The sequence below is a fragment of the Hoeflea sp. AS16 genome (assembly GCF_038900095.1).
Taxonomy (GTDB): Bacteria; Pseudomonadota; Alphaproteobacteria; order Rhizobiales; family Rhizobiaceae; genus Hoeflea.
Window position 1 is genome coordinate 1 of sequence record NZ_JBBMQQ010000012.1, and the last position, 23,931, is coordinate 23,931.

Sequence of the window (23,931 nt, forward strand, 5' to 3'; positions counted from 1 at the left end):
GTTTCCGGCATCTAAGCCAAACTCAGGCAGAAATTCCACTTATCCCTGCTGTGCAGTTTTCCCGAGCCACCTCTGTCGTTCGTTGCAAATGGCACCAACGGTAACTATGTGGCTCTTCTCTTTTTCTTGGTGGCTACCTTGCCGGTCGTGGTTGGCGGCGGCCCGAACACGCGGAAATCCATATTTTGAAACATGGTACTGCAACTCAGCCTCTCAGCGCAGGTGAAGTTCATGAATCCTTCGCCGAAACAACTCCCATGCTTCGGGCCAGGGAATAGTAAGCGCCAGTGGCCAGAGCGGTTGTTGTCATCTGGTTCGTCATAGTCGATGAAATTGTAGGTATTAAGGACTCGGAGCTCCGCCTCCACGGACGGGACTGATGCGGCTCTGTTTTTCACTATATCGACGTTGATATGATGTTTATCACTTTTCGGTCGAAGATGATGGTCAGAATTGTCGATCATCCAGCCGTAGAATTCGCGGGTTAAGCGAGGTAGTAGAGCGAGTTCATCTATGAACTCATTGAGCATAACCTCAGCCACATCAACCTCGAATAGCCCCTCAACTTCGGCATGTGTCGCAAAAATGCTCGCGTCTGATCGCATCACGTCCGGCCTCGGTTCGATGAAATCGGTGACGCTTGTTGAATAGCCGCCAGAAGGTAGCCTTGGCTCAAGTTCAATCCTGACTCGCGCCTGCTCGTCGGCTATCTTGCGTTGGACGGACTGAAGCTTGGGCAATTCGAGTGAGATAATCTGGCGGCACAAAGCTGTCATGTCGATGATATGCTCATCGACATTGAATCCGAATTTCAGTGTCTGAGCGTTTAATTTATATTTTTTTTTACGCTCTCCGATCATCAGGATGTATACGCATTGATATTCACCTGGGAAATTGGAAATTAGTTTATCTACAGTAGTATTTATTTTTTTTGCATCAGTCCTTGAGGTAACCTGTACTGCTATTTTTGCGGCTTTGTCACCAAGATCAATGCTGGGCTCATTGCTTCTTTTGCTGTTTAGGTTGCTTAGGTTCCATCCATAGGTCAGATTCAGCACCTCCTTGAAGAAGTCTTCAAGTACTCGGTTGAGGTCGAATTGGCCTAGCGCGCACCGCTGGTGAACTTGACTGGCAATGGCATCCAAGTCGTCTACGACTTGTCCGACAAAGAAACCTCTAGATGACATGCACAAACTCCATCAAGCTGCAAAATTAGTGGTGCAATTGTTACATACCAATGCCGCTTGCCGTTAGCGTAATTAACACACCCCGCACCATCGGCCCCGATATCCGCACTTCGGCAATAGCAGGGCCATCTCTATGATCGATACGGGGCACGACGCAGCCATTTAGCAAACCAGTCTTTTTATCGGTATTGGGCCGTATGTGTCGATGCAAAACCCCGATCCGTAGATAACGAACGGGCTCAGACCTGCCATTGGCTGGAGATAGCATCAAGGTCCGCAATGGGCCGGAAGCAGACCGCCACCGTCCGCCCCGGGCTTGATCCGGGGTCCAGCCACCGCGCGTCGGCGCGGTGTGGGACTCTTGAAGCTGCCGCCTTTGATTTCCCGGCTCGTGGACGCTCGTCTGCTGGATGCCGGAGGCTACGACGTCGCTTCGCTTGTCTGGATCGGGGTCCGGCATGACGGTGGAGACGGCAATTTCGGAACGCGGGGCTTTACCCCCCTCTGTCACTTCGTGACCGAGGGCGAGCCACGGGTCTCGCCCGTCCTTCGGACCCCGCCGCAAGGGGGGAGATTAGAGGTCGCGGCAGCCACGTTGCCGGTTCGAGATTGTCAACGTGCTGGGGTGTCTGGGTGACACGAACATTTTTCCCCAAACGAAAAAGGCGGCGCATCCGGTGCGCCGCCTCTGTATGACCCTAGCCGTCGTCAGGCCAGCGGAGGCCCAAACCCTATTCGCCGGCCTTGAGCACTTCGTAGTGCAGGCCCTTGGCGGTGCGGTTGGGGAAGCCGTGCCAGTGGGTGTGCTCTGGCTTGTCGGTGCCGTCGTCTTGCTTGGCCCAGATGCCGTCGTTGGAATTGGGGACCAGGTCGAGATAGGCGGCCTTTTCCGCGTCGCCCTTGAGGTGAAGGTCGAGCCAGGCGGTGACGAAATGCTGCGAGATGTTGTTCATCCGCACCGAGTCCCAGACCGCGTCGTTGTAGTGCTCGGCCAGATTGAAGCCGAGCTCCTCGTCGACCTTGTCGGCCTCGGCAGGTGCGGGCATCGGTGCGCCAGCATTGTGGTTGGCGTTGTCGAAGGTCAACAGCGCGCGGTCGACGCTGGTGGCGCCCTTCCAGATGGCGCGGGTGCCCTTCTCGTAGCCGGAGACATCATCGACGGAGCCGGCGATGAACAGCGCGGGTTTTTCTATGCCCTTCAGCGTTTCCTCGTCCCAGAAGTTCAGCTCCTTGCCCCAGGGGCCGAAGGCGACGATGGTCTTGACGCGCGGATCAGGCAGGGCGTTGTGGGTGTCACTGCCGCTCAGGTGAACGCCGAGCGTGCCGTGCGGGCCGCCCCAGGCGTAATCGACCGCTGTTTGGGTGACGCCGCCGCCGGCGGAGATGACCGCGCCGTAGCCGCCCATCGAATAGCCGACGATGGCGGCGTTGTCGGCATTGGCGAGACCGTTGAGGAAATTGCCATCCTCGCCAGCCAGGCGGGCGATTTCACCGAGCACGAATTTCTGGTCGATCGAGCGGTTGACCAGGGTCGAGCCGAAGGCTGCCTTGGTGCGGTAGGTGGAATCGGTGTGGTCGATGGAGGCGACGACATAGCCCTTGGAGGCCAGGTTCTCGGCCAGGTGCGAGAGCAGGAACCGGTTGCCCGGATAGCCGTGCGAAATGATCACCAGCGGGAAGGCCTGTTCAGCCGCTGCGGGAGCGGCATCGCGCATGGCCTGGCCTGTCAGCGTGACCTCGGTCTTGCCGTCGCGCAGATAGGCCTTGAGCTCGTGCGAACCCTCTGCCGCGCTATCCGCCGGATACCAGACCTCGACGGTCAGCGGGCGGTCGTAGCGCGGCCATTCGGCCGGTTTTTCGGCAGCCGGGTCGATGGCCAGGATGTCGATCTGGCCGGGATTGACCATTTCCAGCGTGCGCACGCCGATCTTGTAATCGCCATAGGCGGAGAGTTCCGGCGCATCATGGCGCTGGGTATCGATGCGGTTTACGGCAGGTGCGGCTGCGCCTTCGTGGCTTGCTGCGAGAGCGTTGCCGGCAAGAGATGCAATGGTCATGGCTGAGGCTGCAATAAGTGGAGAAAATCTGAGCATGGTATACCTTTCGCGTTTGTGTAGAGGACCTGCCCGATATGTCGACTGGCAGCCCCCCCTTAACGACAATGCGACGCTAACGCAGAGCGTCGCACGATGCCAGATCATGAAGCGGCAAAGACCGGCTACTTCTTTCGCGCCATGAAGGCCTGGAACGCGGCAAGCGCCTCGGCGCTCTTGAGCTGACTGGAAAAGTGCTCGGCTTCCTCGCGCATCCGGGCAACCACCGGGGCCGGATCCTGCTTGACCAGGCGGCGCGAAATGGCGAGCGCCTGAGGCGGCTTCCGGGCCAGGTGTTCGGCCGCGGCGAACACCGCCGGTTCCAGCTCTTCGGTGCTGACGGTCTTGTAGATCAGGCCGGCACGCTCGGCGTCCTCGCCGGAAAACGGGATTCCCGCAGCAAGCAGTGCAAAGGCCTTCTGGTGCCCCATCGCCTGGGGCGCGAGCAGGCTCGAGGCCGCCTCCGGCACCAGCGCGAGATCGGTAAACGGGGTGTGGAAGCGCGAATCCGGCGTGGCGAAAGTCAGGTCGCAATGCATGTGGATGGTGGTGCCGATGCCGATGGCAAGGCCATCGACGCCGGAGACAACCGGCTTGGCAATGTTGGCCAGGGTGCCAAGAAAATCGAACACCTCGGTGCCGCCGGCGCCGCCCATGGCAACGGCCATGAAGTCCTGCATGTCATTGCCCGAGGTGAAGACGCCGGGGGTGCCGAGCATCACGTGCACCCGCACGCTGTCATCCCGCTCGCCCTCGATCAGCGCCCTGGCCATGGCCGAATACATGGCGCGGGTGATGGCGTTCTTCTTCTCAGGCCGGTTGAAGCGGATGACATTGATGGCCCCGGTCTCGCCGGCGCGCTCGTTCAGGATATGGTCAGTCATGAAAGTCCCTCTGGGTATGGCGCCGGCCCGAGGGCCGGAATTTGCAATTCAGGCCAGCGCGGCGCTGGCGCCCGAAAGGCTCGCAGCCCCGGCGGTGGCACTTGCCGCAAGCCCGCCGGTTTCCGGCGCCAGATTGGCGGCGGCAAACCGGGCAAGAGCGGCCCGGCCCGCAGCTTCCGGCGCATCCGTGTCGGCAAGCGCACCGCGCACCAGCATGGCCGTTGTTGCGGTCAGGCCGAAGAGCCTGAGATAGGGTGTCGCGCCGGCGAGTGCGTCGGTCTGGCGGGCTTCCGCGAGTGCTGACTGCATGTAGGCGGTGACAGATTCAAGATCGGCGATGGCCCGGTCGAGCTGTTCGGCCACACCTTCGAGTGCGGGTGCATTGGAGGCACGCGCGGCTTCCGCGTCGGCCTTGAAGTCGGCGATGAACGCAGCCACGGTGGCGCCGCCGGAGAGCGGCAGCTTGCGCATCACAAGGTCAATTGCCTGGATGCCGTTGGTGCCCTCGTAGATCGGCGCAATCCGTGCGTCGCGCAGCAGCCGTGCGGCGCCGGTTTCCTCGATGAAGCCCATGCCGCCATGCACCTGAACGCCGAGGGAAGCGACCTCGAGGCCGATATCGGTGGCAAAGGCCTTGGCAATCGGGGTGATCAGGCTGGCGCGCTCGGACCATGCCCTGGCCTCCTCGCCTTCGCTGACGCGGGCCATGTCGAGCGCCTCGGCGCAGGAATAGGTGATGGCGCGCGCGCCCTGCGTCAATGCCTTCATGGTCATCAGCATGCGGGCGACATCAGGGTGTTCGATGATCGGGCTCATGCCCTCGCCCTTGTGGCCGGGCGCACGGCCCTGGGTGCGTTCCTTCGCGTAGGCCAGCGCCTTCTGGTAGGCGGTTTCCGCCACCGCAACGCCCTGCATGCCGACGGCAAGACGGGCGTTGTTCATCATCGTGAACATGCAGGCGAGACCGCGGTTTTCCTCGCCGACCAGCCAGCCGATGGCGCCGGGCGTGTCGCCAAACTTGCCGTCGCCGTAGATCATTGTGCAGGTTGGCGAGGCATGAATGCCAAGCTTGTGCTCGAGGCCTGAGCAGAAAGCATCATTGCGCTCACCGAGCTTGCCGTCATCGCCGACAAAGAACTTGGGCACCAGGAACAACGAGATGCCGCGGGTGCCGGCGGGAGCATCGGGCAGACGCGCCAGAACCAGGTGGACGATGTTGTCGGTGAAATCGTGCTCGCCATAGGTGATGAAGATCTTCTGGCCGAAAATCCGGTAAGTGCCGTCGCCAACCGGCTCGGCGCGCGCCTTGAGCGCATTGAGGTCAGATCCCGCCTGCGGTTCGGTCAGGTTCATCGTCCCCATCCACTCGCCGGTGACGAGTTTTTCGAGATACTTGGCCTTGAGGTCGTCGGAGGCATGCTTGTCGATCGCCTCGACCGCGCCCATGGTCAGCGTCGGGCCGATGGCAAAGGCCAGGGATCCGGAATTCCACATTTCAAGGGCTGCCACGGAGAGCAGCATCGGCAGGTCCTGGCCGCCAAATTCCTCGGGCCCGGTCAGGCCGTTCCAGCCGCCTGCAATCCAGTTCTGGTAAAGCTCTTTCCAACCCGGCGGTGTTGTGACCGCCCCGTCCTTGAGCACTGCGCCGTGCGTGTCGCCAATCTCGCTCAGAGGCGCGATCTCGTCGGAGGCAAAGCGTCCGGCTTCGGCCAGGATTGCATCCACGAGGTCCTCCCCCAGATCCCCGAAACGCCCTGTTTCCAGTGCCTTGCGCAGACCCGCGACAGATTTGAGGGTGTGAGCAATTTCGTCTACCGGCGCACGATACATGTTATCTCCTCATTGCTGCCCGCCAGAGCATCGCGGCGGGATCTTGCCCGCTTTCATGGCTAAGTTGTTTTTACGTAAACGTCAATTTGAGAGGTAGAACTTAGCGCGCATTCGAGGAGATTCAAACATGTGAAATGCGGCCCGGGCGATTGACGGGGCGCAAGGCACCCGGAATCAGCGAGCATAGCCGTCAACAAGCAGGCAGCAGCCTGGGGCTTGCCGGTCAGGGCTTGTAGATCATCCAGCCGGTTGTGGTTCCGGCGTGCTCGGTGTTGGAATAGAACGTGACCCGGTCACCGCCGTCCCTGGAGGATGTGCCCATTGCCTTTTCGGCATGGCTCATCAGCTGCCCTGCCCCTTCGGCAACCGGCGACATGACGATGCCTATCGACAAGGTGGCATGTCCGATGCTGCGGCCGGTCTTGGGATGAATGAGAGGCTTGGCCCCGGCGGCAATGCGCAGACGGTCCACCACCCGCATGATCTCGGCCTCATCGGAGGTGTTGATCAGGAAGGCGAAACAATTGCCGTCGAGATGGGCAACGAGATCGCCGGCCTGGGTTGCCGTCTTGAAAAGATGGCCGACATGGCGCACGGCGAAATCCCCGGTGCCCTTGTCATCGGCTTCACAGATGCGCTTGAAATCGTCAATCTCGGCATAGGCCAGGCCGCACATCATCGGCAGTTCGGGATTGGCGTAGATGCGGGCGGCGGCTTTGTTGAAGGACCTGCGATTGGCGAGACCGGTCAACGGGTCGACGAACTTCATCCGCTCGAATTTCTCGATGTCGGCCTTGACCCCGTCGAGCTGGGCCGCCTGTTCGGATGCCTCGGCAATCATGGCTTCGCTCTTGGATGCCTGCTTTTCCGTGGCCTCGCTGAGCTGCTGGATCGAGCGGTTGAGCGCCTCCTGATCCACCTCTCCGTCGGACGCGAATGTGCGCGAGGCTTCACTGATGATCTTGCTGTAATCGGTGAGAGAGGATTTCTCCTCCTCGACAAGCGACATGAAGGTGGTCATCTGCGTGCGCATGCGGTCATTTGTCTTGGCCAGATGCGTCTCTTCATGCTGATGCGGAACATATTTCCTGCCCAGTTCATCGAGCGCGCGCTGGGTCTTGTTTTTGCCAAGGGCGACAAATTCCTTGGTCAATTCCGGGTTCGTGCCGGAATAGGCTTCATAAACAAGCTCATAATTGCGCGGCAATCCCTCGATTCCCATCTGGTACATCGCAGTGGCCACGCGAAGTGCGATAGAAGATGCAGCTGAGGTTTGCGTGTTCATAAAGGTCACTCATTGAAAAAATGCATATGAACAGTTGTAGCGAGGAAAGCTTATGGGCTTGCTAAGTAGATCGCTTCAATTTGAACTTTCGCGCGCCACAGGAAAGTACTGGCGGCAACATGGTCGATTGCGCGAGCGCGGGGCGGCTGATAGAGCATGCGCTGAAAAATGGACAGGTCATGGTGCGCATTCTCCCGATTTCCGATCCCGGCACGCTTGATGCTGCAATTGAAGTCTTGCGGCGCGGTGAACCCGTCGCAATCCCGACCGAAACCGTCTACGGACTGGCCGCCGATGCCACCGATCCGGCTGCGATCACCTCGATCTACGAGGCCAAGGGGCGGCCGCGCTTCAACCCGCTGATTGCGCATGTGGCCAACATTGAAATGGCAAGGGCGCATGTGACGTTCTCACCACTGGCCGAGCGGCTTGCCGAGGCATTCTGGCCGGGGCCGCTGACCCTTGTTCTTCCGCTCAAGGAGACCGGGAAAATCCATCCGCTCGCCACCGCCGGGCTTGGCACCGCAGCGGTGCGCATGCCCGAGGGGTTTGCCCGCGAGCTGATTGCCGAGTTCGGACGCCCGCTGGCGGCCCCCAGCGCCAACCGTTCGGGCCGGATCAGTCCAACCACCGCGCAACACGTGGCTGACGATCTTGGCGACCGGATCAGCCTGGTCCTCGATGGCGGCAACTGCCGGATCGGGGTGGAATCCACGATCCTGGCGCTCAACGACGGGCGTTTGCGCCTTCTCAGGCCGGGCGGCGTTCCCGTGGAAGCCATCGAGGAAGCCGTAGGCATGGCGATCGAACGGCCAGGCAAACAATCCGGAGGCGGCCCGGTCATCGCGCCGGGCATGCTGGCCTCGCATTATGCGCCGGATGCGCAGCTGAGGCTGAATGCGACGGAAGCCAGGCCTGGGGAGGCCATCATCCGGTTTGGAGGAACCCCGCTTGCGGGCGAAGACCAGGCAAAGTCCGTCATGGACCTTTCGCCATCCTGTGATTTGCGTGAGGCCGCAGCGAACCTGTTTGACCTGCTCAAGCGCGCGGATGCGACGGGTGCGACCGGGATTGCTGTTGCCCCGGTTCCCGGGCACGGGCTTGGCGAAGCAATCAACGACCGCCTGAACCGGGCCGCGGCCCCCAGGAACTAAACCGGTCGTCCGGTTACGGCCCGGATCAGCCGGTGAGCAACGGCGTGTTGACGATTTTCTTGAACAGGGTCGTCATCGCGTCGCTGATGCCTTCCGAAGGGCTGACCTCGAAGAACAGGTCCGGCGATGCGCAGGCTTTCATCTTTTCGGGAATTTCGTTCTGAAACGGCCTGATCCAGTTGTTGTACCAATTGTTGGTCGGAAGCGGCAGATAGGTCGTGTAGAGCACCGCGATCCGGTAGCCCTTTTTCTTCAGCGCCGTGCAGGACTTGACGTCGATCGGCTCCTGGCAACGGCCACCGGTGAGCTTCTTGGTACAGCCGGTGGGCTTGTAGCTGTCGCCAACACCATCAGAGACAAAGAACAGGATCTTCTCCGGTGAAGACGCGGTGAGCCCCGATCCGGGGACGCCCATCTTGGCGCCGATCTGGCTAAACGCGCGGTCGAAATCCGTTTGCTGGTCGTTGTCATATCCCTGTTTGGGGATCGACATCAGCTCAACTTCGGCAGCCTTGGCCTTGGCTTTGGCAAGGTCTGTCGTCGGCGCGACAACCTCCAGCAACTTGGTGTCCTCGGCTCTTTCCCCGAACGTATATACGCCCATGCGGTACTGATTGGAGCTCTTGCGAGAATCCTTGGCGGTGTCCATCAGCGCTGCAGCGGCCTGGGCCACCACATTGATGCGGGTTGTTACACCGAGCCTTTTGGCGAGGTTGTAGTAGCTGTTGCCGTCTTCCACCCCGTTTTTGACAATATGGCAGGCAAAGGCGCAATTGTCGGACGTGTTGGCAACCATTCTCGCCACGTCGGCCGGTGTAGCCCCGACGCCCATCGACGGTGTGTTGTCGAGCAGCAGATAGAAATCGCGATAGATCTCGGTCTGGTATTCAACGATGGCCTCGCCCGCGACCTGGATAAGCTCCTGCCCGAGAACCTTCGACAAAGTGGTCGGCACGGTAACCTTGTAGCTGACGATCGAATACAGAAGGCCGTTCTTCTTGACGACCTTCGCGGAGAGCTCATCAAGCCTGAAATCGCTGTCGTTCTCGTGCTGGGCCTTGAAGAATTTTACCGCCTCGGCAACGCCCAGGGGAACTTCTCCGTCACCCGACATTGCCATGGCCTGCTTGACACCTGCGGAGCTTTCGGAGACCGCCGCCAATGCAGCCGCATCCGCGGCGCCCTGGATCCTGGCTTTGACCGAGAGCGCGTTGGTGTAATCGAGAGCCAGTCCCGCCGCGCCGATAACCGGCACAAGCATCAGGGCAGCAAGAATACCAAAATTGCCGGATCTGTTTCTGGAAAAATCGCGCATAGTGAAAATCCATCGTTTCGTCCGACTATGATGCAAATACCCTAAGGAACGTTAAATTGTGTTGCTTGCCTTTGACCCACCTCGAGTTGCCGACCCGCCGGGGCGCGCATGTTCCGGCGGGATAGCGGCGCCCCGGGGCTGACCGCAAGCGGGCTGAAAAAGCTTGAAGCTGAGGAACGGAGCAAGGCAAAACAGCGCCCTGCCTCTCGACTTGGCGGCAGCGCAAAGATACATGTTCGAGCATGCCCAACGCTCTGACAGACCCCTCGCTGATCAACCGCTTTGCCGCCATTACCGGCGGACAGAATGCCCTGGTCGCCCCCTCCGACATCGCTCCCTACCTGGTCGAGCTGCGCGGCCTGTACCAGGGTGAAAGCCCGCTGGTGCTGCGCCCGGCGAACACGGAGCAAGTCGCGGCCATCCTCAGGCTTGCGCACGAGACCGGCACGGCGATTGTGCCCCAGGGCGGCAACACCGGGCTGGTCGGCGGGCAAACGCCGCGGCCCGGCAAGGGCGAGGTCGTGCTGTCGCTTTCACGCCTCAACAAGATCCGGTCGCTGGACACCGTTGGCCAGACCATGATCGCCGAAGCCGGCGTGGTGCTCGAGCGCGCGCAGCAGGCGGCCAGCGAGGCGGGGCTGCTGTTTCCGCTGTCGCTGGGTTCGCAGGGGTCCTGCCAGATCGGCGGCAACCTGTCGTCAAATGCCGGCGGCACGGGCGTCCTTGCCTATGGCAACATGCGACAGCTCTGCCTCGGCATCGAAGCCGTGCTGCCGGACGGCGAGATCTGGCATGGCCTGCGGGCGCTGAAGAAAGACAATACCGGCTATGACCTGCGCGACCTTTTCATCGGCGCTGAAGGCACGCTCGGGGTGATCACAGCCGCCGTGCTGAAGCTGTTTCCGGCGCCGCTCGGACACGAAACCATATATGCCGGTGTGGACGATCCGGAAACGGCCTTGAAGCTGTTCCGGCTGGCGCAGGATTATTGCGGTCCGTCACTGACAGGCTTCGAGTTGATGCCGCGCATCGGCATTGAATTCACCACGCGCCATATAGAAGGTGTGCGCGATCCGCTTTCAGAGCCGCATCCGTGGTATGTGCTGATCGACATTTCCTCGGGCCAGTCGCAGGAGGCTGCGCGCACCATGCTCGAGGGGTTGTTCATGGCCGCTGATGAACAGGGCCTGATCCGGGACGCGGCTGCAGCCGAGACCCGAGGCCAGCGTCAGGATTTCTGGAAACTCAGAGAATCGATGTCCTGGGCGCAAAAACCGGAAGGCGGATCGATCAAACACGACGTCTCGGTGCCGGTGGCGCAGGTGCCGGAGTTTCTCGCCTCGGCGAACGCGGCGGTGATGAAAGCCATGCCCGGTGCGCGGATCGTGGCTTTCGGGCACATGGGCGACGGCAATATTCACTACAACATATCGCAGCCGCCGGGCGCGGACACGAAAACCTTTCTGGCCCGCTGGAAAGAAATGAACGAGATCGTTCATGCGATTGTTCTGAAATTGAACGGGTCGATTTCAGCCGAGCATGGCATCGGACAACTCAAGAGGGATGAACTGGCGGCCGTCCGCTCCCCCGTGGAAATGGCGATGATGCACCGGATCAAGGACGTTTTTGATCCCAAGGGCATCATGAATCCGGGCAAGGTGATTGCGCCCCGGTAACCTTTCCAAAATGCAAATGGGACGGTGGTCTTTCGCTAACCATTTCCAAAACATAGGTTTTCTTAACCCAAAACTTTAAGCCGACTGGAACGGCTGTAGGTCATTTTGCTTCGTGTGAGAGGGCGAAAAGCCCCGGATGAGAAGACCGGATAACCGGCTCTCAAGAGTTACAGAGGCGACTGACATGACCAATACCGTTTTGAAGCCCGTATGGGCCGGGTTCGAATTGCGGCTCAACCCAGGCGATTTCCCACAGCGCGTGTCTTATGCGGCACGTGACGAACGGGAAGAAGTCTCGGTGACGCTCGACAACCGCGGCGCTGTCCTGAAGAAACGTCTGACGAAATCCGGTTTGCCATTGTCCATCGCGCTGCCGGCACGGGCCTTCAAGGGCGTTGCGGCGCGTGCCATCGACCACGGTGACGGCACTGTCACGGTAACACTGGAATTGCACCACACAGACACCGCGTTGTCTGTCCCGCTGCTGGTTGCCCACAATCTCGATGACATTGCAGCCGACTGGCGTGCCTGGTCCGAACTCTACGGCCTGCCGATGCTGATGGTGGAAGCCGATGGCGTTGCCCGGCCGCTCGACGATGGCTCCGATCAGCAATCCGCAGCCACACCGACACGCCGCCGCAGGCACAGCCAGATTGCCGACCGCAGGCCGCGCTTCCTCGTGCGCCGTTCAACCGGCAAGCTGGGCGTTCGCATGAAGATCGAGGGCCGCGAGATCATCGCCCGCCGCTAGACTTTCCTTAATCAGCGCTGTCCACTGGCTGATACCGGCCCGGTTGCCTGCCCCACACAGGCGGCCGGGCCTTTTTCATGCGAGCAGGGCTGCGGCCAGGCCGAGAAAGACGATCAGGCCGACGCGGCTGTTGGCCTTGAACAGCGCCAGGCACTGATCGGCATCGTCGATATTGATCACCCGGATTTGCCAGCCGAGCATGATGACGGCAACCGCGAGCCCGGCATAGGCGGGCCAGGTGACGGCGCCGAGCCAGAATGCTGCAAGCGCCATGGCGGCAAACAGACCATAGAAAAGCACGAGCCAGATCTTGGTGTTTTCCGCGAACAACCGCGCGGTGGAGCGCACGCCGACGAGGGCGTCGTCCTCCTTGTCCTGGTGTGCGTAAATGGTGTCGTAGCCGATGGTCCAGGCAATCGCGCCAGCATAGAGCAGCAGCGGCGGCAGCGCCAATTCGCCAAACACCGCTGCCCAACCCATCAGCGCGCCCCACGAGAAGGCCAGCCCGAGAAAGAATTGCGGCCAGTCGGTGAAGCGCTTGGCGAAGGGATAAATCGCCACCACACCCAGCGATGCAATGCCGAGCAGGATCGAAAACGTGTTGAACTGGACAAGCACCAGGAGGCCGGTCAAAGCCTGAGCCACGAGGAAGGCGGTGGCAGCCCCGCGCGAGATCCGGCCCGAGGGCAGCGGGCGGGAGCGGGTGCGGGCGACCTTGGCGTCGATCTTGTGGTCGACGAGATCATTCCAGGTGCAACCGGCACCGCGCATGGCGATGGCGCCGGCCATGAACAGGAACAGGTGCCAGACCAACATCGCCGGCGACCAGACAGTGTCGATGTTGGCCGGAGAGCTTGCGACATTGGCCGCGAGTGCTGCGGACCAGAAACACGGCCACATCAACAATTGCCAGCCGATCGGCCTGTCCCAGCGGGCCAGCTGGGCATGCGGCCAGAGTGCGCGCGGCAACACGCGGTAGACCCAGTTGCCCGACGGAGCATCGGCAACGCGGGCGTTCTTTTCAGCTGTCGCGTGTGGTCTGTTGGACATGTTTGGAGTGTTGCCACCCGATGGTTGAACGGTCAAGTCAAACAACAGCTTTGCAGCACGGCTGGACACGGTTCGCACGTGCTGCCTTGACGCTGCGCGCGCTATTGCCTACCCCCTCCCTCGTGCGCATGGCCGCACGTCTCGCGCGACGGAAGATGGAGTCTATCGATGATGAATGTGCTGTTGATCGGTGCGGGCGGACGCGAACATGCGCTGGCCTGGAAGATCGCCCAGTCTCCGATGCTCTCGACGCTCTATGCCGCGCCGGGCAATCCGGGCATCGCCGAGCATGCGACACTGAGCGAGCTGGATGTGACCGATCACGACGCTGTCGTCACCTTCTGCGCCGACAACAAGATCGACCTGGTCGTGGTCGGCCCTGAAGCGCCGCTGGTGGCGGGGCTGGCAGATGCGCTGAAGCAAGCCGGGATTGCCGTGTTCGGCCCCTCGGCAGACGCCGCGCAGCTGGAAGGCTCGAAAGGCTTTACCAAGGATCTTTGCGCCCGCGAGAGCATTCCGACCGGCGCTTACCAGCGATTCAACAATGCTCCCAAGGCCAAGGCCTATGCGCGGGCGCAGGGTGCGCCGATCGTCATCAAGGCCGATGGCCTGGCCGCGGGCAAGGGCGTAACCGTGGCAATGACGCTGGACGAGGCGCTGGCCGCCATCGAGGATTGCTTCGAGGGCGCCTTTGGCGAGGCTGGCGCGGAAGTGGTGGTCGAGGAATTCCTGCACGGCGAAGAGGCCAGCTTCTTTTGCCTGTGCGACGGCAAGACCGCGCTGCCCTTCGGCACGGCACAGGATCACAAGCGGGTTGGCGACGGTGACACCGGACCCAATACCGGCGGCATGGGCGCCTATTCGCCCGCACCGGTGATGACGCCGGAGCTGATCGAGCAGACCATGCGCGAGATCATCGAGCCGACCATGCGCGGCATGGCAGCCATCGGCGCGCCGTTTACCGGCGTGCTTTACGCCGGGCTGATGATCGACGAGAGCGGCCCGAAGCTGATTGAATACAATGTGCGCTTCGGCGATCCGGAATGCCAGGTGCTGATGATGCGGCTGAAGGACGATATCCTGGTGCTGCTGAAAGCGGCGGCGGAAGGCGAACTGGCGCATGTCTCGGCGCGCTGGAAGGACGATGCGGCACTGACCGTGGTGATGGCGGCGGAAGGCTATCCCGGCACGCCGAGGAAAGGGACGCCGATCTCCGGCCTGGCGGCAGCAGAGGCCAGCGGCGCGAAAGTGTTTCATGCCGGTACGGCGCTCGATGGCGATCAGCTGGTGGCCAATGGCGGGCGGGTCCTCAATGTCACCGCGCATGGCCCTGACGTGAGCAGCGCACAGGCGAAGGCCTATGAAGCGGTCGACACGATTGACTGGCCAGGCGGATTTTGCCGCCGCGATATCGGCTGGCGGGCGGTCGAGCGCGAGACGAAAATTTAACGTCACGTTAACCGCTTCCAAAAACCGGATCGTAACGGCCCCTTGCTAGAGTGCACTCACCAGAACCGGAAAAACCGGATGTAAGGGGAGTAGTCACGATGCAGAGATTGATCATTGCCGCAGCTGTGTGCATGGGCGCGGGCACGGCCGGCGCATCCTCGATCGAGCCCTACAGCCCGAGCATGAATACCCGCACCAGCATCGTCGAGATCGGCTGCCCTTCCTGCGCCCGCGAGGCCGCGGAAAAAGCCGCCGAGGAGGCCGAGATCAAACTGGCGCCCGGCGAACAGATTGTCGAAGTGCACGAAATCGGCGGCGAGATGATGATCTACCGGACCGAGAACCTGCTTGGCGGGTCGCCGGTGACGATGGTGCGCAAGGCCAGCGAAGCCGACCTAATCGCGCTTGGCGTGGCAGATCCCAAGGACAAGCAGATCGCTGAAACGGACGCGCCGGCCGGCAGTGAACAGCCGCTGACCGCGGATGCCGCGGGCGAGCCGGAATTGTTCGAGCCGGTCATTGCCAACAGCGCTCCGGGCATTGACGAAGAAACCATGACATCGGCCGTGGGCGAAGCGCCTGAAGTGGCTTTCGATCCGTCGAAATACGAGCTCCGGCTCAACTGAACCCTATCCGACCGGACGAGGCCTTACCGCCCGTCCCTGCCCCGCAAGCCTGGATCAGGCCCTCGCGACGGGCACCCAGCCGGCACCCGCCTCCAGGGGTTGCCGGCTTCGGGTATTTAAGGTACTTCTAAAACACCTCAGCCCGCGATGCGGGAGAAATCGGCGACAGCGCCGGTGGCCTGACGGATCATGGCCAGCAATGCCAGCCGATTTGCGCGGACCGAGTCATTCTCGGCATTTACCAGCACCGCTTCAAAAAATGAATCAACGGGCTCACGTAGAGTGGCAAGTGCGCTCATTGCGGCGGAATAATCTTCCTTCTCAATGGCTTGAGTCGCCGCGCTGACAGATTGATTCACCGCCGAGTAGAGGTTTTTCTCTTCATCCAGTTCGAACAGGGCCGGGTCAACCGCTGCGGCAACCGCTGTCCCCTTCTTCTCCTCGGCAGCCAGAATGTTGGCGGCACGCTTGGCGCCTGCCAGCAGGTTCTTGCCGTCCTCTGTGTCGAGGAAGGCACCGAGAGCCTCGACGCGGCGGGTGATGTCAAAGAGGTCGTCAGACTCAGGCGTGATGACGGCATCGATCAGATCGTGGCGGGCGCCTTGGTCGCGGAGGTAGACCTTGAGGCGATCGTGGAAGAAGGAGAAGAGATCAGCTTCTTTCTCGTTCAACTCGTCTGCCCAGCGTTGAGCCGATTCCGAGATCTTACTCCGTTCAGTTTCCTCAACCGTCGCCAAGATGGAATTGAGCTCATCAGCCCGCAATTGCTTGCCCAGGAGTACGGCGGCGGAGATCAACGGCTTTATTGCGTCTCCATAGGATTTGTCGAATGCAGAAAGCCAAGCTGCGTGCCATCCTGTTTGAAGCTCAAGCTCAATTTTGTTCTCCACCAGAAGCCGGATCACGCCAAGAGCAGCCCGACGCAGTGCGTAGGGATCCTTTGAGCCTGTGGGCTTTTCGTCGATGGCCCAGAAGCCGACCAGCGTGTCGAGCTTGTCGGCCAAAGCAACTGCAATCGACACCGGGTCGGTCGACACTTCGTCTGACGGGCCTTGCGGCTTGTAGTGGTCCTCGAGAGCGGCTGCGACGCTCGCATCCTCGTCCTGAAGACCGGCATAGATGCGGCCCATGACGCCTTGCAGTTCGGGGAACTCGCCGACCACTTCGGTGGTCAGATCGGCCTTGGCGAGCAGCGCCGCGCGGGCGGCCAGTTTCGGGTCGGCGCCAACAGCGGGCGCAAGTTCGGTGGCCAGTTTGACAATCCGCTGGACACGCTCGCCTTGTGTGCCGAGCTTGGCATGGAAGGTGACGTCGAGCTGGTCCAGCCGCGCCATGCGCTGGTCGAGCGGCTTGCTCATGTCGAGCCCGAGCTTTTCGGCCGAGGCCATCAGCTTGTCGCGGTCGGGCAGATCGGCCTGGTCGGTGTTCCAGAAATAGAGCGCATCGGAGAGACGCGCGCGCACCACCTTGGCGTTGCCGTGGGCGATTTCCTTGCCGCCGTCGCTGGCCTCGATGTTGGAGACCAGGATGAACTTGTTGGACAGCCCGTTGCCGGGTTTTCTCAGCACAAAGCACTTCTGGTTGGTCTTGATGGTCAGGCGGATGATGTCGTCGGGGATCTGCAGGAAATCCTCCTCGAACTCGCCCATCAGCACCACCGGCCATTCGACCAGGCCGGAGACCTCGTCGAGCAGGCCCTCGTCTTCGACCAGTTCCAGGCCGGAGGCGAAAGCCAGGTTGCGGGCGTCCGACAGGATGATCTCCTTGCGCCGCTCGGCATCAAGCACAACGCGGGCGCGCTCGAGCTTTTCGGCGTAATCATCGAAGCGGCGCACGGTGAACGGTTCGGGCGCATGGAACCTGTGGCCCGACGTGGTGTTGCCGGCAACCAGACCATCGATCTTGAAGCCGATGACGGTCGGGTCTTCGGTTTCCGGCCCGAAAGTGCAGATGATCGACTGCAGCGGACGCACCCATTTGAGCGCTTCCGGGCCCTTGCCCTCAATGCCGTGATAGCTCATGCCCTTGGGCATCGAGGCAGCCCCCCAGCGCATAGACTTGGGCCAGGAGAAGCCGCGGATGATGCCGGGCATCACGTCGGCGATGATTTCCTCGGCATCACGACCGGGCCTGGAGATATGGGCGACGTAGAAATCGCCCTTCTTCGGGTCAGTGTGAATATGGGCTTCGGAAATGTCAGACAGTCCGGCCTTGCGCATGAAGCCTGCCAGCGCCTGCTCCGGCGCCTTGGTCGACGGGCCCTTGATCTCTTCGTTCACATCCTTCGACCGCGCTGTCAGGCCACGGACATCGAGCGTCAGACGGCGCGGCGTCCAGTATTCGCGCGCGGCCTCGTAGGTCAGCCCCGCATCGACCAGCGCATCGGTGACATACTTGCGCAGATCGCCGGCAGCCTTGCGCTGCATGCGTGCGGGAATCTCTTCGGAGCGAAGTTCAATCAGAAGGTCGGGCATCAGGTCTCACGCGATCAATGGTTTGCTGAGCGCGGCTTAGCAAGGGCTGCGCCAAAAGTCACCTTCCCTTACCGCAAAAACCGAGCATGTGACTTGATCGCAAAGCCCAGTGTCACGCTGAAAATCAAGCGTCGGTCGAAAGGGTTTTGTGCGAACCGTCGCAGAAGGGCTGGCCATCGGTCTGTTTGCAGGCACAGAAGAACTTGGCAGCGCTTTCCTCGGCGGTCCACTTGACCGGGGAGAACTCCGAGCCCTTGTGGCTGCCATCACAAAACGGCTGCTTGCTGGAAAGCCCGCAGGCACACCAGAAATAGCTTTTGCCGGCTTCGACCTCGATACGGATAGGCGCGGTTCCGGCGACGTGACCCTTGGTCATGACAACTCCTTGATGGCTTGAATAACACCCAGCCACGATATCCTGCCGGCAGGCGAGTGCAAGCGCGCAGGCATCAACAGCGCGTGAACATCGGGCTGGGGCTCACGTGTTCCGGGCCGGGTCTACCAGCCGCCACCGCCGCCACCGCCGCCGCCGCCGCCGGAGGAGCCTCCGCCGGACGACCCGGACGAACTCTTGGGTTGCGGCATCGAGGCGGCCATCGCCGCAGAAACAGCCGCCACCGAGGACGCCGCCGCAGCGCCGATATTGCCCGGCGACCAGGAGTTGCCACGGTACCATTGCGGCCGATAGCTGTCCTTGCGGGCTGGCGCCACCCGTGCCAGATGCGCGGCCCAGGCTTCGGACCAGGGTTTTTCGACACCAAGGCCAGCGGCATAGGGCAGGAAGCGCTCGAACAGCTCTTCGGACATTTTAGGCGCATCACGCATGTTGAGGCGGTTGGTTTCAGCGGTTTCGAGATAGAGCTTGAAGCCCTTGATATCGGCCAGCACCTTGGCGCCTTCCGGCGTTGGCGCGCCAAGAAGCCAGGTCATCATGATCATGAGGCCAATGCCGAAGATCACCAGCGCGGCGGCAAACCGGTAGATTATCAAATCACCGGGTATCGCAACGAGGACGACGCCGAGCAGGAAAACGAAAGCGCCGGCCAGCATCAGGATCCTGCCGCCAAATGCGAAATCCCCGCCGTGAAGCGCGCTGCGTCCGGCAAGCCAAACGCCGCCACCGGCCACCGAAGTGATCAGCACACAGATTATATAGAACAAGCCGTCATCCGGCGGATCCTGAAGCACCAGGCCGATGACAAAAGTGGCGACGGCAAGGAGAGCGCCAAGGATGAAACGACCGATGTTGGACTTGTAATATTTTCCGGAATATTCCGACGAGATTGCCGACTGGAAGCTGGCCAAGGCGCTTTGCAGGGTGGACCCGTTTTTCTTGTTGAGGGTCATTTCCTCGCGATGACCCAGGAGACCGGAAAACAACACTTCCTCACCCGCAGGCAAAACGGCCGGTTCCGGCTCGTCCGTCGCAGGGCCGCGCAGCAATGTCACGCCCCCATGGTCGCTCTCTTCAATGCGCAGGAAACGTTTGACGCCGAGCGACAACAATGCGGCGATGAAGGGAAGGCTGATGCCCCTTTTTCCTGACCTGAAGCCGTTGAAATGCGCATAGGACAGGGCCGCCGGCGACAGGTTCTCGGGCGGATGGAACAGCGGAATGACCGGCGGCGATGGCGGGTCGCGACCAACCTTGTTCCAGGCATAGAGATAATAGGCGGGAACGCCGAGCCAGCCGAGAATGAGCAGAAAAATGCCGGCATTGTCGCTGAACGCCGGGACTATGCCGCTCGCGTCCGGCGTGACAGCGCCCTTGTCGAAGCCGACCGCGATGGTCATGCCTTCCTCGGGACCGAGTGGCCGGGTCAGGGCAAAGCGGATGTCGGAGTTACCGATGATGGAGCCGGTGTAATTGCCGCCGGTGGCGCCAAACGCGCCGGTATAGGCCTTCACCTGATCCCTGATCACCCGGGCACCATCGGGCAGCTTCACACGGGCTTCCGCCGAAAGAATCGGGAAGCTCCAGAAATTGCCGGTAACGTTCCAGTAGAGTTCGTCAAAGCCGTCAAAGAACCGCAACTGCCGGGTGGTCACATAGCGGATCGTGTAGGTGTGTTCGCCGTGCGGAATGTAGGCATTGGCATCGCCGATATAGATGCGGAAGAAGCGTCCCTGCCATTCGGTGTTATGGGGGGCAGGCTGACCGTTGTGGAGCACCTCGACGAGCTCGAAGCCATTGCTCGACCACAGCCCCCACTCATCAAGCGCACGCAACGGGATATCGCGGTAGATGCCGCGGCGGATATCACGGCCTTCGGCATTGACGGTGATGGTTTCGGTGACCTCCAGCGAGGCGTCAGAGCGCACATCGATGTCGGCGCGGAAATTGCGAATCTCTTCCCGCGCCAGGGAACCGCCGGTCAGCATCAGCGAAAGCAGCATTGCGGTGACGAGGGAAAGGAGCCATTTCATCGCGGGATCTCCTGCAGGTAGGTGACGCCGAGTGAGGCCAGCGCATCCCAATAGCCGGGATAGGTCTTGCCGACGCATTTTGGATCTAGAATGGTGATGCCAGCAGTCTTGAGGCCGGCAAGGGCGAAGCTCATGGCGATGCGGTGATCGGCGAAAGTGTCAATCTCGGCGGGCGAGGTCTGGCCGGCAAGCGCTGGATCGGAGTTGACGATGAGATCATCGCCCTCTTCGCGGGCCAGGCCATCGCGGATGGCATTGAGGCCGAGCGAGAGCGCGCGCACCCGGTCGCATTCCTTGACGCGCAGGTTGGCGATGCCGGTGAAGCGGACCGGTGTGATGTTGTAGGCAGCCAGCACGGCGATGGTGGGAATGGCGTCCTGCATCTGCGAGCCGTCAATGATGGCGGGCATGTTCGGAAAAGCCGAGATCACCTCGAAGGCCCTGGCGTCGGGCTGGGTGAAATCCGATGCGGCCGTGCCGATGTCGATGTGACCACCGGTCAGCGCTTCCGCGCCCCAGAGATAGGTGGCGGCCGAGGCATCGGGCTCGATGTGGAAATCGGCAGCGCGATAACCGGTGGGTTCGATCCGCCAGTTCGATGGCGTGACTTGCTCGACCTCGGCTCCGAAAGCCCGCATCGCGGCCAGCGTCAGGTCGATATAACCACGCGCGCCGATGTCATCGCCGGCGAGTTCGATGGTGAAAGGCTTGCCGGCGCAAGGCGCGGCCATCAACAATGCAGAGACATACTGGCTCGACAAGCCGGCATCGATGACAACGTGATGTGACTTGAAGCCGCCGGTGCCGTGGATGGTAACCGGGGGGCATCCGGTGGGTGCGGAGACATCGACGCCCAGGGAGTGGAGCGCATCGACCAGCGGCGTGATCGGCCGCTTGCGCATGTGCTCATCGCCATCAACGACGAAGCGGCCATTGCCGAGGGCGACCGCCGCGGTCAGGAACCGCGTCGCGGTGCCGGCATTGCCCAGGAACAGCGGCCCGGCGGACGGCTCGAGATACCCGGTTCCGCTGACCACGAAGGTGGTCGTATCGGGTTCCTCGATGCCCACGCCCATGGCACGCAGCGCATCGGCCATGTAGCGCGTGTCATCGCTCTTGAGCGCACCGGTCAGCCGGCTCGTGCCCCTGGCGAGACCTGCCAGCAGAAGCGCGCGGTTGGTGATCGACTTCGATCCCGGAGGCGCGACCGCGCCCGAGAGAGCATGTCGCGGCGGCAGGATCGTCAGTTTTTCAGATGTCATTTTTCATTCTCGAACAATCCGGCCTTCACGGCGCGGTCAGAACTTGACCTTCGGGACGGCACGGTCGGCCTCATCCTCGATCTCGAAGTATTCCGCCTTGACGAAACCGAACTGCCTGGCGATCAGCATCGACGGGAAGGTTTCCACCGACACATTGAGATTGCGCACGGCGCCGTTGTAATAGCGGCGCGACATCGAGATCTCGTTTTCGGTTTCTTCCAGCGCCTGTTGGAATTCCTTGAAATTCTCGTTGGCCTTGAGGTCGGGATAGTTCTCGGCCACGGCCATCAGCCGTCCGAGAGCGCCGCTGAGCGCGCCTTCGATGGAGGCCCGCTGTTCGGGCGAACCGGAGCTGCCGGCCACAGCCTGGCTGCGCAGGCGGGTGACTTCCTCAAGAAGCTCCTTCTCGTGCGTCATGTAGCCCTTGACGGCTTCGAGCAGGTTGGGGATCAGGTCGGCGCGGCGCTTGAGCTGCACGTCGATGCCGCTCCAGCCCTCGCCCGCCATCTGGCGGTTCTTGACCAGCGTGTTGTAAAGCGAAATCGCGTAAAGCACGATGCCGACCAGCACCGCCAAGAAAATCCAAGTCCCCATCCGTCCACTCCCGGCTTTATACCATTCCCAGAATCTTTGCGCAGGCCCAGCCTGACAGCGAAACGACCTTACGCACACTCATCGCAAAAATCCACGGGATAGGCCACGTCCGCGCAACGCGGAGGATTGCACCTTCAGAGGAAGACGTTTCGGCGGCCCGCACTCCGGCGCAAGAGATGTCCCGGAATCGGAATTCATACCGGCGCTGTCAAGCAATGGTTTACCATTCCAAGCCCATACTCCGCACTTCAGCCCGTGCATGATGCCGGGCTTTTGCATGCCGGCGAGCTTCGCCGATACAGGATTTTTGCGACATGAAGACCTTTAACGCCGCTATTTTCGACCTCGCGCCCGTCGCCATGTGGATCGAAGATTTTTCCGGGGTCAAGCGTCAGTTTGACCAGTGGCGCAGCGAGGGAGTGGAGGATATCCGCGCCTTCCTGAAGGAAGACATGTCGCGCGTCGTCAGCTGCTCGCGGAAGATCAGGGTGCTGGACGTCAACAGCAAGACACTCGAGCTGTTCGAAGCCAGGGATCTAGAGCATCTGGTGGACAACCTTTCCGTGGTGTTTCGCGACGACATGCTCGAAAGCCATGTCAACGAACTGGCGGCGCTGTGGGACGGCAAGACGGAATTCTCAAGCAACGCGGTCAACTACTCACTATCCGGACGGCGGATGGACATCCAGCTGAAGGGATCGATCCTGCCTGGCCACGAGGAGACGCTCGGCCAGATCCTGCTGACGACGGAAGACGTGACAGACCGGGAAGACGCGCGGCGCAATGAAGTTCAAAGCCGCCAGCACGCCGAAGGCCTGTTCGAGTACTCGCCGGTGTCGCTCTGGGTCGAGGATTTCAGCGAAATCAGAAACCTGATCGAAACCGTGCGTGAGCGCGGCATTGTCGATTTCCGTGTTTTCATGGACGTGCATCCGGAATTCGTGCACCAGTGCATGAGCGAAATCCGGGTGATTGATGTCAACCAGGCAACGCTTGACCTGTTCTGCGCCCCCGATGTTCAAACATTGCTGCACCGCCAGCCCGAGATATTCCGCGACGAAATGGAAAAGCCGTTTCGCGAACAGCTGATGGATCTCTGGGACGGCAAGCTTTTCCATCAGCGCGAAGTGATCAATTATGCGCTCGACGGCTCGATACGGCATATCCTTCTGCATTTCGCAGTGCTGCCGGGACATGAAGAGGACTGGTCACGGGTTCAGGTGGCACTCACCGACATCACCGCCCGCAAGAAGGCCGAAACCTATCTCGAATATCTCGGCAAGCATGATGTGCTGACAAAGCTGCACAATCGCGCCTTTTACATGGACGAGATGAACCGGCTCGAGCGCAAGCCGCTGCGCCCGGTCTCGGCCATCGTGATGGATCTCAACGGCCTGAAGGACGCCAACGACCAGCTTGGCCACGATGCCGGTGACGCGCTGCTGCGCCGGTTCGGCGAAGTGCTCAACAGCGTGATTTCGCGTCCCAACCACGCTGCCCGCATCGGTGGCGACGAATTCATCGTGCTGATGCCCGGATCCGACAAGAAAGCCGCGGCTGCGATGGTCGATACCATTCACGAATTGCTGCACATCAACAACCAGTTCTATTCCAACGCGCCGATCAGCGTATCGATCGGCACCGCCACCAGCGAGGTCGGCGAGTCGATGGAAGAACTGGTCAAGCGGGCTGACCGGCTGATGTATGAAGACAAGCGCGCCTACCACAAGAGCCGCGGGTCCAATCAGGTTCAGGACGGAAAATCAGCTGGTCCCGGCCACACGTCCGTTTCTGTCACCTGAGGCACCACGAGCCGCAGGTCCGGCGCCGGGCGAGGCAACGACGGGTGACAGACGCTGTCTCCTGCCGCTAAC

The 23,931-nt window shown here is 61.2% G+C and carries 18 protein-coding genes; 6 read left to right on the top strand and 12 right to left on the bottom strand.

Going from position 1 to position 23,931, the window contains the following annotated elements; translation table 11 throughout:
• Positions 1-104: 104 nt before the first annotated feature.
• The 5 genes from WNY80_RS20585 to WNY80_RS20605 all read right to left on the bottom strand — a co-directional run bounded on the left by WNY80_RS20585 (position 105) and on the right by WNY80_RS20605 (position 7,279).
• Positions 105-1,187, bottom strand: a complete 1,083-nt coding sequence (locus tag WNY80_RS20585) for an SMEK domain-containing protein (RefSeq protein WP_342889285.1) — start codon at positions 1,185-1,187, stop codon at positions 105-107.
• 731 nt (positions 1,188-1,918) lie between these two features.
• The gene (locus WNY80_RS20590) at positions 1,919-3,244 is read right to left on the bottom strand and encodes a dienelactone hydrolase (protein ID WP_342889286.1); all 1,326 of its coding nucleotides are present in this window, start codon (positions 3,242-3,244) and stop codon (positions 1,919-1,921) included.
• 161 nt (positions 3,245-3,405) lie between these two features.
• Positions 3,406-4,164, bottom strand: coding sequence for a crotonase/enoyl-CoA hydratase family protein (locus tag WNY80_RS20595; protein WP_342889287.1), 759 nt, complete (start codon positions 4,162-4,164; stop codon positions 3,406-3,408).
• 48 nt (positions 4,165-4,212) lie between these two features.
• On the bottom strand, positions 4,213-5,994 hold the full coding sequence (locus tag WNY80_RS20600) for an acyl-CoA dehydrogenase (RefSeq protein ID WP_342889288.1): 1,782 nt from the start codon (positions 5,992-5,994) through the stop codon (positions 4,213-4,215).
• Between the two features lie 223 nt (positions 5,995-6,217).
• Positions 6,218-7,279 (bottom strand): diguanylate cyclase, encoded by a 1,062-nt coding sequence (locus tag WNY80_RS20605; protein ID WP_342889289.1) that lies wholly within the window; start codon positions 7,277-7,279, stop codon positions 6,218-6,220.
• Positions 7,280-7,458: 179 nt separating this feature from the next.
• On the opposite strand from WNY80_RS20605, the gene WNY80_RS20610 reads away from it, so the two are divergent.
• Complete coding sequence (locus tag WNY80_RS20610) at positions 7,459-8,433, top strand: L-threonylcarbamoyladenylate synthase (protein WP_342889290.1); 975 nt, start codon at positions 7,459-7,461, stop codon at positions 8,431-8,433.
• 25 nt (positions 8,434-8,458) lie between these two features.
• Here WNY80_RS20610 and WNY80_RS20615 read toward each other — a convergent pair whose 3' ends face one another.
• Entirely contained in the window at positions 8,459-9,748 is a 1,290-nt protein-coding gene (locus tag WNY80_RS20615) for a pilus assembly protein TadG-related protein (RefSeq protein WP_342889291.1), read from the bottom strand.
• A 242-nt stretch (positions 9,749-9,990) separates the two neighbouring features.
• Between WNY80_RS20615 and WNY80_RS20620 the strand changes: the two genes are divergently transcribed.
• Positions 9,991-11,424 carry an FAD-binding oxidoreductase gene (locus WNY80_RS20620; RefSeq protein WP_342889292.1) on the top strand — a complete coding sequence of 478 codons (1,434 nt, stop codon included), beginning with the start codon at positions 9,991-9,993 and terminating at the stop codon, positions 11,422-11,424.
• A 184-nt stretch (positions 11,425-11,608) separates the two neighbouring features.
• Complete coding sequence (locus WNY80_RS20625; protein WP_342889293.1) at positions 11,609-12,175, top strand: DUF6101 family protein; 567 nt, start codon at positions 11,609-11,611, stop codon at positions 12,173-12,175.
• A 75-nt stretch (positions 12,176-12,250) separates the two neighbouring features.
• On the opposite strand, the gene ubiA is transcribed toward WNY80_RS20625, so the two are convergent.
• Positions 12,251-13,225 (bottom strand): 4-hydroxybenzoate octaprenyltransferase, encoded by a 975-nt coding sequence (ubiA, locus tag WNY80_RS20630; protein WP_342889294.1) that lies wholly within the window; start codon positions 13,223-13,225, stop codon positions 12,251-12,253.
• Between the two features lie 171 nt (positions 13,226-13,396).
• Here ubiA and purD point away from each other — a divergent pair, with 171 nt between their 5' ends.
• Positions 13,397-14,674: a phosphoribosylamine--glycine ligase gene (gene purD, locus WNY80_RS20635; protein WP_342889384.1), complete on the top strand. Its 1,278-nt coding sequence runs from the start codon at positions 13,397-13,399 to the stop codon at positions 14,672-14,674.
• A 98-nt stretch (positions 14,675-14,772) separates the two neighbouring features.
• Positions 14,773-15,300 (top strand): plant virulence effector HPE1-like domain-containing protein, encoded by a 528-nt coding sequence (locus WNY80_RS20640; protein ID WP_342889295.1) that lies wholly within the window; start codon positions 14,773-14,775, stop codon positions 15,298-15,300.
• A 137-nt stretch (positions 15,301-15,437) separates the two neighbouring features.
• Here WNY80_RS20640 and glyS read toward each other — a convergent pair whose 3' ends face one another.
• The 5 genes from glyS to WNY80_RS20665 form a co-directional block, all read right to left on the bottom strand.
• Positions 15,438-17,774 carry a glycine--tRNA ligase subunit beta gene (glyS, locus tag WNY80_RS20645; RefSeq protein WP_342889296.1) on the bottom strand — a complete coding sequence of 779 codons (2,337 nt, stop codon included), beginning with the start codon at positions 17,772-17,774 and terminating at the stop codon, positions 15,438-15,440.
• Positions 17,775-17,898: 124 nt separating this feature from the next.
• Positions 17,899-18,150: a CDGSH iron-sulfur domain-containing protein gene (locus WNY80_RS20650; RefSeq protein ID WP_342889297.1), complete on the bottom strand. Its 252-nt coding sequence runs from the start codon at positions 18,148-18,150 to the stop codon at positions 17,899-17,901.
• A gap of 122 nt (positions 18,151-18,272) precedes the next feature.
• Entirely contained in the window at positions 18,273-20,201 is a 1,929-nt protein-coding gene (locus WNY80_RS20655) for a DUF2207 domain-containing protein (RefSeq protein WP_342889298.1), read from the bottom strand.
• Positions 20,198-21,463 carry a 3-phosphoshikimate 1-carboxyvinyltransferase gene (locus tag WNY80_RS20660; RefSeq protein WP_342889299.1) on the bottom strand — a complete coding sequence of 422 codons (1,266 nt, stop codon included), beginning with the start codon at positions 21,461-21,463 and terminating at the stop codon, positions 20,198-20,200. The genes WNY80_RS20655 and WNY80_RS20660 overlap by 4 nt, the downstream gene beginning before the upstream one ends.
• Positions 21,464-21,499: 36 nt before the next feature.
• Positions 21,500-22,057, bottom strand: a complete 558-nt coding sequence (locus tag WNY80_RS20665; RefSeq protein WP_342889300.1) for a LemA family protein — start codon at positions 22,055-22,057, stop codon at positions 21,500-21,502.
• Positions 22,058-22,371: 314 nt separating this feature from the next.
• Here WNY80_RS20665 and WNY80_RS20670 point away from each other — a divergent pair, with 314 nt between their 5' ends.
• Positions 22,372-23,859, top strand: coding sequence for a diguanylate cyclase (locus WNY80_RS20670; RefSeq protein ID WP_342889301.1), 1,488 nt, complete (start codon positions 22,372-22,374; stop codon positions 23,857-23,859).
• Positions 23,860-23,931: the final 72 nt, after the last annotated feature.

Coding starts and splice junctions, on each gene's coding strand:
- WNY80_RS20585 (WP_342889285.1), bottom strand. CDS start 1,187: ATGTCATCTAGAGGTTTCTTTGTCGGACAAGTCGTAGACGACTTGGAT.
- WNY80_RS20590 (WP_342889286.1), bottom strand. CDS start 3,244: ATGACCATTGCATCTCTTGCCGGCAACGCTCTCGCAGCAAGCCACGAA.
- WNY80_RS20595 (WP_342889287.1), bottom strand. CDS start 4,164: ATGACTGACCATATCCTGAACGAGCGCGCCGGCGAGACCGGGGCCATC.
- WNY80_RS20600 (WP_342889288.1), bottom strand. CDS start 5,994: ATGTATCGTGCGCCGGTAGACGAAATTGCTCACACCCTCAAATCTGTC.
- WNY80_RS20605 (WP_342889289.1), bottom strand. CDS start 7,279: ATGAACACGCAAACCTCAGCTGCATCTTCTATCGCACTTCGCGTGGCC.
- WNY80_RS20610 (WP_342889290.1), top strand. CDS start 7,459: ATGGTGCGCATTCTCCCGATTTCCGATCCCGGCACGCTTGATGCTGCA.
- WNY80_RS20615 (WP_342889291.1), bottom strand. CDS start 9,748: ATGCGCGATTTTTCCAGAAACAGATCCGGCAATTTTGGTATTCTTGCT.
- WNY80_RS20620 (WP_342889292.1), top strand. CDS start 9,991: ATGCCCAACGCTCTGACAGACCCCTCGCTGATCAACCGCTTTGCCGCC.
- WNY80_RS20625 (WP_342889293.1), top strand. CDS start 11,609: ATGACCAATACCGTTTTGAAGCCCGTATGGGCCGGGTTCGAATTGCGG.
- ubiA (WP_342889294.1), bottom strand. CDS start 13,225: ATGTCCAACAGACCACACGCGACAGCTGAAAAGAACGCCCGCGTTGCC.
- purD (WP_342889384.1), top strand. CDS start 13,397: ATGAATGTGCTGTTGATCGGTGCGGGCGGACGCGAACATGCGCTGGCC.
- WNY80_RS20640 (WP_342889295.1), top strand. CDS start 14,773: ATGCAGAGATTGATCATTGCCGCAGCTGTGTGCATGGGCGCGGGCACG.
- glyS (WP_342889296.1), bottom strand. CDS start 17,774: ATGCCCGACCTTCTGATTGAACTTCGCTCCGAAGAGATTCCCGCACGC.
- WNY80_RS20650 (WP_342889297.1), bottom strand. CDS start 18,150: ATGACCAAGGGTCACGTCGCCGGAACCGCGCCTATCCGTATCGAGGTC.
- WNY80_RS20655 (WP_342889298.1), bottom strand. CDS start 20,201: ATGAAATGGCTCCTTTCCCTCGTCACCGCAATGCTGCTTTCGCTGATG.
- WNY80_RS20660 (WP_342889299.1), bottom strand. CDS start 21,463: ATGACATCTGAAAAACTGACGATCCTGCCGCCGCGACATGCTCTCTCG.
- WNY80_RS20665 (WP_342889300.1), bottom strand. CDS start 22,057: ATGGGGACTTGGATTTTCTTGGCGGTGCTGGTCGGCATCGTGCTTTAC.
- WNY80_RS20670 (WP_342889301.1), top strand. CDS start 22,372: ATGAAGACCTTTAACGCCGCTATTTTCGACCTCGCGCCCGTCGCCATG.